Source organism: Trichococcus sp. (assembly GCF_049589555.1).
Taxonomy (GTDB): Bacteria; Bacillota; Bacilli; order Lactobacillales; family Aerococcaceae; genus Trichococcus.
In genome coordinates this window covers 1-5,211 of record NZ_JBAWAZ010000107.1, presented here as the reverse complement: position 1 = coordinate 5,211, position 5,211 = coordinate 1, and the positions used below count along the sequence as shown (strand labels likewise).

The window sequence follows — 5,211 nt, the reverse complement described above, 5'->3', positions numbered from 1 at the left end:
GTCATTTCATGTATAGTATAGCACCATCGCGTGAAAACGTCATCTAATAACTGAACATTTTTATATCAACTGATTGGAATTTGTATAAATTTCAATGAATTCTATGTAGGATGTTTGTTTCAGCTTTCAGTTAATTGCACAATTTCCAGTATTTGGCAGCCGAACTGGTCAGGTGCATAGGCTTTCTTGCTTTGTTTTGTGAGCAATATGGTAAAATGGACTTAGAATTGTAAGGGATTACGGTCCGGAGGTGCAAGAGATGAAAGGTGATTACGACCTGTTTTTTGAGTATTATTACGCGATTCATGACTATGTACTGGCTGACAAAGTCGCGGTGACAGAGCACACGTTGCATGATTTCCTGCATACGCAACAATATTATCGATTGTCCCATGAAGTGCAACGTTTTGCGAAACGGTTTGCCGAAGAAGACATCTCTGTGGGCCGGCTGTTGCTGAACGAACAGGAAGCGCATGAGTGGTACCTCTTCTACTACAAACAGAATTTTCCGGCAGGATATCCTTTCAATCATGCGAATGAGGAGTTTATGGAAGGGGAATATGAGTTGAAGGACTTTTCGCCGATAATCGGTCCTCTTGGGCACCAGCCCTTGCATACGGGGATTTTGCGTAAAAGGATGAATGAAGATTATTTTATTTTCCCTTATTTCAAGAATCAAGCGAAGTTATCACACCTCATTCTCAGGCCTATTGTAAACAAATTAATGACAGAAAACAAATATAATGTCAGGAAGTCGATTGAACTCGTTCAGCTGTTTGAAGCTGAAGCAATCGGATCAGGTTGGGAGCGCAACAGAATCAAGGCGCAGATGGAAGACGTGTTGCGGCAACAGTTACACTTCCGCGTCAGTTATTCTGACATAAAAAAACTGTGGCTGCAGATGATTTTCATCAGCTTCCGTTACGAAAAGGATGAGACGAGCTATATCCAGTGGGAGCGTCATGATTATGCAGATACCGTCCGGAAATTGGAAAATTTTGCCGCGGTTTTGGATGGTAATCCGGATATTCAGCTGACGGCTGAAGAAGGCGCGTTGCTGAAATGGGTCCGTTTCGTCGTTTTTCGCTCCCGTGGAATGCATGACAGGGCGAAGGAAGAGGCGCACAAGCTGTTGGAACGCGAAGAATTGGTGGTGGGGGCAAGCCGCCAACCGTTGTACACCAAGTTGGACATTGTGCCCGTCAATGATACTTACAAGGATTTAGTAGTCCGCAAACTGTCGATCGATTTTCGGGATATTTTGGTTTCCTATTTGTTGGACAGGTACATAACCGACCGGAAATATGAAGCGGCTTTTTTCCTGCTGCAGCAATCCGATCCTTATTTCAAACAATTCATCCCTCGTTATTACCGCAGTGCAAACCGCAATAAATGGATGTCGGGGGAGGGCGAAGTTTCCACCGAGCAGCTTTTTCGGGAGCAGTTCCAACGGGTGCGGATTGTCCTCGGGGATCATTGGGTCGATGCATTGCATAAAGAGATTGAGGAAGAAACGAAGGCAGGGGTTACCCTGAAGAAGGATGCGTTTGATTGGTTGTTGCGGTACTTATACAATGTGATGAGCATTTTCCATGAAATGCAAGAAAGCGAATTGGCCGAACAGATGAACGCCTTTTATGCGCAGATTCGGCTTGCGGAGTAAATAAAAAGAAGCAGCCGACAAAATCCGGCTGCTTCTTTTGGTTTCTCGTAGTGCTCGATTTCTAAACGGGATTCATCGTATCCTGTAGTTGAGTTCTGAATCCTAGAGTTCTCCGCCTAACGCTGTTCAGGCCCACTCAGCCAAAAGCGGGCTGCTTGGTCCTGAACCTCGTTAGTGCTCAAACTCTGAGCTCAGGATTCATCACATCCTGATTTTAATCGTGGCGGAGAGCTTCTACTGGGTCGAGGCGGGCTGCTTTTTGGGCAGGCATCAGGCCAGCTACCATGCTGATGATCACGCTGGTGACGATGCCGAATACCGCAAACGCCGGCGTCATATTCAGGATGGCTGTATCAAACAGATTCTCCACAACAATGTTTCCAACAACGGTGATGAGGTAGGCGATGCCTACGCCCAGCAATCCGCTGAACAGACCGATCAGGAAGGACTCAGAAACGAAGATGCGGCGGATATCTTTCTTCCGGCCACCGATCGCTTTGATGACGCCGATTTCTTGCGTGCGTTCCACAACACTGATGTAGAGCACCGTCAAAATCATGATGGCGGATACGAACAAGGAGATGCCGGCAACCCCGGAAAGAATGTAAGTGAAGATATCCAGCATCTGGGTGAACGTGGAAGCCAGGGCATCCGCTGATGAACCGCGGTAACCTAGAGCGGCTACTTCGTCTTTGATGGATTGGGTATTTTTAGGATCGTCGGATACCAAGTAGACAACATTTGGCTCCACTTCCATATTGTTCTCTGCTGTCAATGTTTCAAAGGAATCAGCCGACATATATACAGACTCGAATGCGCCGATGGCTTGTCCGGCCGTGTAAATGCCGCTGATGATGTAATTTTTTTCCAACGACTCACCGTCTATGGTAACGTCCAGGGTCACTTCTTTTCCGATGGCTTCTTCCGGAGTAGCGCCCATCTGATTGGCGATGCCTTCTGTGACCAGGATTTCGCCTTCTTCGGGAAATGCACCATGCAGGATGTTGGAATCGGTCATACCTGAGGTTGTTCCGAAAGTCATGAAGGAGTATTTATTCTCCTCAAAGATGACGTTATCGCTTCCGATCGTAAAGGAAGTATAGGCCAGATTGACTTCGGCGACATGCGGAATATTCCGCAATTCCTCAATGTTTTCTGCTTCGAACGGATCGGACTGCGTTACGCCCGCAGGAGGACCCGATGGCGTGGAGCCGGCAGGTATCTCAGCCCCGGTGGGAGTCGTGATCATCATGGATGAATCGGTGTTTTCGCTGTTGTTGGTTTCGATGACGACGGGCATTTGGACCTCACTGACCAGTGGGTTGACATTGGCGTTCATCGTTTCGGTCAAATAATCATTGACGCCTTCGCCTAGGGACAGCATCACGATGATACTCATGATGCCGATGCTGCCGCCGAGAGCGATCAGGATGTTCCGGGCCAACTTTTCCTTCATATTAAGAAGGGCTAAGCGGATTGCTGCAAGAAAAGTGAGATTTTTGCTCTTGCTTTTCTGCTGCAGTTCATACGCGTTGTCGTGCAAGGCGATCTCGCCTTGACGGATATCGCCGATGATTTTTCCGTCATCGATTGTGACAACGCGCGTGGAGCGGGCCGCTACTTTCTCCGAGTGGGTGACCATGATGACAAGTTTGCCGGTTTTGGCGATGTCCTGGATGATGTCCAAAACCTGGTCCGTCGTCTGTGAGTCCAAGGCTCCGGTAGGTTCATCGGCAATGATGATGTCCGGGTCGTTGACCAACGCGCGGGCGATGGCCACACGCTGCTTTTGCCCGCCTGATAACTGGCTGGGTTTCTTTTTGTATTGGTCGTCAAGGCCGAGTTGCTTCAGGACTTCTCTCGCCCTTGCGACCCGCGTTTTTTTGTCGACGTTCGAAAGCGTCATCGCCAACGTGACGTTATCCAGCACGCTGAGGTGGGAAACAAGATTGAAACTCTGGAAAACGAAGCCAATCTTTTCTTTGTGATAATTCACGAAATCTTTTTCCTTGAACGTGCTCATGTTTTGGCCGTCAATGGTTATTTCGCCTGAGAACTGGCTGTCCAGACCGCCCAACAGATTCATCAAGGTTGATTTACCGCTGCCTGACTCGCCGACGATTGAGACCAATTCGCCTTTATCCAAGGAAAGGTTGACGTCCTTGAGTGCCTGGAAATCTTCCGATCCGCTGATTGGGTAAAATTTATTCAGATTTTTTAGTTCCACAAAAGCCATAGTGATGGTATGCCTCCTTATTATTTAAAAAGAAATGACGTTGAGTGAGTATTTACTCACTGCGCGATTAGTCAAGTATAGCGATTCGGGAACGGGCTGTCAATGCTATTGCTTATCGGGTTTGAGGCCTTTGACGATCTGTTGGGTCAAATAAGCGATTTCGGCTTCTTTGTCGCGCGTTGTATCCGTGAAAAGGACGTAATGGGTCAGGTGATTGCCGAACAGGATGCTCATGATGAATTGCCAAATGACGGGATTCGGCCAATCGACGATCTCGTTTTTTTCTTTGTAGCCGTCGAGGATTGCGTAAATGCCTTCAATCAAGTCCTTTGGGATCATGGTGATGAATTCTTTGTACCGCTGTTTGTCGTACATCATTTCGCTGATGAAAATTTTTCCGGATTGGAAATGCTCTTCCGGCATCATAACGTCCTTGCGCACAATGAATTCCACGAACCGCTCAAATGGCGCGTTCTCTGCAGAGTTGCGGAACTGCTGCACTTGGGCGAGCGCTTCCGTTGAGATGATATCGCGCAGAATCGGGAAAATCGTAGCGTAAAGCAAATTTTCCTTCGTCCCGAAGTGCTTGTAGATTGTCCCTTCAGCAACATTGGCTGCTTTGGCGATGTCCTTTGTGCTAGTGTTGGAAAATCCTTTCGTCGAGAACAGTACTACGCAAGCATCCAGAATATCCTGCATCTTGGGCGATAAGCCCTCTTTACTGCGAATTTTTTGTTTTAAAGCTTCCACAAACTTTTCCATTTAACGTATGCTCCTCTTGGTGATGTTGCTTCCATAGTACTCGGACGGACGGATTATTGCAAGCCGTCATCAGGACAAGGCCTCTTTCGCGAAATACTTATGATAAATCGCCGAAAAGGTGCTAAGATGAAAGTATGATGAGAACTGGAGGGGAAAAGATGCACAAAAATAAATTGGTTGTGGTGGGTGTGGGTCACGTGGGTTCCTATGTGTTGGCTGACGCAATGAAATTGAGATTATTTGCGGAAATCGCGACAATCGATATTCTGAAGGATGTTGCCCATGGGGAAGCCTTGGATCAGGCGCATGCGACCGCGTTGACCTATATGTCCAATGTGGACGTACATGCCGGGAATTACGCCGATTGCGCGGATGCGGACGTCATCATCATCGCTGCCGGGCCGAGTGTCCTGAAGGATGATAATAATCCGAACGCCATCCCGGATCGCGCTTCCTTGACCGGGAAAAATGCGGCGGTCATCCGGGAAGTGATGGCGGGAATCACCAAATATACAAAAGAGGCCATCATCATTCTGATCACGAATCCATT

At 47.7% G+C, this 5,211-nt stretch carries 4 protein-coding genes; 2 read left to right on the top strand and 2 right to left on the bottom strand.

Annotated features, from left to right (window positions below; translation table 11 throughout):
• The first annotated feature begins 259 nt into the window (after positions 1 to 259).
• Positions 260 to 1,663 (top strand): hypothetical protein, encoded by a 1,404-nt coding sequence (locus tag WBV27_RS04735; RefSeq protein WP_424199888.1) that lies wholly within the window; start codon positions 260 to 262, stop codon positions 1,661 to 1,663.
• A gap of 214 nt (positions 1,664 to 1,877) precedes the next feature.
• Here WBV27_RS04735 and WBV27_RS04730 read toward each other — a convergent pair whose 3' ends face one another.
• Together WBV27_RS04730 and WBV27_RS04725 are read right to left on the bottom strand one after the other, a co-directional pair.
• Positions 1,878 to 3,899, bottom strand: a complete 2,022-nt coding sequence (locus WBV27_RS04730; RefSeq protein WP_424199886.1) for an ATP-binding cassette domain-containing protein — start codon at positions 3,897 to 3,899, stop codon at positions 1,878 to 1,880.
• Positions 3,900 to 4,004: 105 nt separating this feature from the next.
• Positions 4,005 to 4,661 carry a TetR/AcrR family transcriptional regulator gene (locus WBV27_RS04725; protein WP_424199884.1) on the bottom strand — a complete coding sequence of 219 codons (657 nt, stop codon included), beginning with the start codon at positions 4,659 to 4,661 and terminating at the stop codon, positions 4,005 to 4,007.
• Positions 4,662 to 4,819: 158 nt separating this feature from the next.
• Here WBV27_RS04725 and WBV27_RS04720 point away from each other — a divergent pair.
• Positions 4,820 to 5,211: lactate/malate family dehydrogenase (locus WBV27_RS04720; protein WP_424199882.1), on the top strand; the 392-nt coding region annotated here is incomplete at its 3' end.

What these genes read in the sequence shown, in the direction of transcription:
- WBV27_RS04735 (WP_424199888.1), top strand. Translation starts at nt 260, where the DNA reads ATGAAAGGTGATTACGACCTGTTTTTTGAGTATTATTACGCGATTCAT.
- WBV27_RS04730 (WP_424199886.1), bottom strand. Translation starts at nt 3,899, where the DNA reads ATGGCTTTTGTGGAACTAAAAAATCTGAATAAATTTTACCCAATCAGC.
- WBV27_RS04725 (WP_424199884.1), bottom strand. Translation starts at nt 4,661, where the DNA reads ATGGAAAAGTTTGTGGAAGCTTTAAAACAAAAAATTCGCAGTAAAGAG.